This window comes from Nitrosospira sp. Nsp13 (assembly GCF_900101945.1).
GTDB classification, from domain to species: Bacteria; Pseudomonadota; Gammaproteobacteria; order Burkholderiales; family Nitrosomonadaceae; genus Nitrosospira; species Nitrosospira multiformis_D.
The window spans coordinates 1-1,577 of the sequence record NZ_FMVD01000041.1 but is presented as its reverse complement, the minus strand read 5'-3'; the positions used below and the strand labels follow the sequence as shown (position 1 = coordinate 1,577).

Sequence of the window (1,577 nt, the reverse complement as noted above, 5' to 3'; positions counted from 1 at the left end):
TGTTTGCCGCGGGAAAATCAAAATACTGGGCGGAGGCCGACGCATAGAAGAAGACGATTTAAGTGGCTATCGGCCCCTCCCCTCATGTCAAGATTGCTCATCAGGGGCCGATTAGCCAGGTTTTGAGGCGATACATCCTCAGGACAAAAATCTTTCTTTTCGAATCGAATTTTCTCAGGATGGGAGTTATTTTCTCAGCGTGTTCACATTGCGGATGACTTTCATCCAGGTGACATTATTAAAACGCTGGTTCCGGATATTCATGACTATCCGCACAACGGATCATGTGGATGCGGCAACATTATGTACGCATCATTTTCAACGGAAATGCGGCTAATTTACCATGCCGCATGCCATGTGCGATGACGAGAGTGGCAACATTTTTTACGCTCTAATTAAACTGCGGAGGATAGCGACAAAGAAAAGTCATTTGGCTGGTAACTCTTCACTCGAATACCGGTAAGTCGACCTGACTCTCCGATGTCAACCGATCTCAATAGGGTATTGAGCATGATCATAAAGGTCTTTTTAGCTGATGACCATAGGCTTTTCAGGGATGGGCTGAAAAGGATTCTCGCCGAAACGGCTGATATTGTTGTCGTTGGTGAAGCAAGCGATGGAATTGATGCCCTAGAAAAAATGCACCTTGGCGGATGGGACGTGGCATTGCTGGATGTCAACATGCCGGGCATGAATGGTCTGGAAGTACTGAAACGAATAATGAACGATGACGCGAAGCATCAAATACTGATGTTAAGCACGTATCATGAGGATGAATATGCCATCAGGACAATACGTGCAGGTGCATCCGCTTATCTTACCAAGAACAGCCCCACCGACCTGCTGATATCCGTAATCCGGCGCCTCTCCAAAGGGGGACGGTACATAGACCCGGAACTGGCGGAAAAACTACTGTTCGATCTCGGCCCAACCTCGGCAATTCTCCCGCATTCCACACTTTCCGATCGGGAGTTCAACGTCCTCAAGCTTATCGCTGCCGGGGTATCTTTAACAGAAATTTCGCAGAAACTGGGATTAAGCTCGAAAACCGTGAGCACTTACCGCGCCCGTGTTCTGGAAAAAATGAATATGCAGAACAATGCTCAACTGGTCCGCTATGTAACCGAGCACGACTTGCTGGAATAAGATGGGCTATGTCATCCAATTTCTGGCAGGCCCATTTATCTGATATCAGGGCCAGCATTGCATTGGAGAGGCTACCGATGATTCCGGAATAAATGAGTGCATCGGCCAAGCCAGGAATGGTCACGAAACCCCTTCGCATACCTTCACCGGCAGGCGAAGCTTGACCACGGTTCCTTGCTGCGGCAGGCTGGCGATATCGATACTTCCCCCCAGCACCGCCGCCCGCTCGCGCATCCCAACCAGGCCAAATGACTTTTTCCTTGCGGCAGCTGTTGCATTAAATCCTTTGCCGTTATCGCGCACCTCAACCATGAGATCATCCGCCTCCTGCGACAGGATGATCTCGACATGGCTTGCCCCGGCATGACGGGTCACATTGGTCAGGGATTCCTGCACAATCCTGAATATCGCCACGGTCTGATCTTCATCCA

General features: G+C 49.7%; 2 protein-coding genes. One reads left to right on the top strand and one right to left on the bottom strand.

The features are described from left to right. Window positions 1-510: 510 nt before the first annotated feature. Window positions 511-1,146, top strand: a complete 636-nt coding sequence (locus BLO43_RS16190; RefSeq protein WP_090908076.1) for a response regulator — start codon at window positions 511-513, stop codon at window positions 1,144-1,146. Window positions 1,147-1,266: 120 nt separating this feature from the next. Here BLO43_RS16190 and BLO43_RS16185 read toward each other — a convergent pair. Continuing rightward, window positions 1,267-1,577 (bottom strand): ATP-binding protein (locus BLO43_RS16185; RefSeq protein WP_254773522.1); only part of this gene is annotated, 311 nt, incomplete at its 5' end.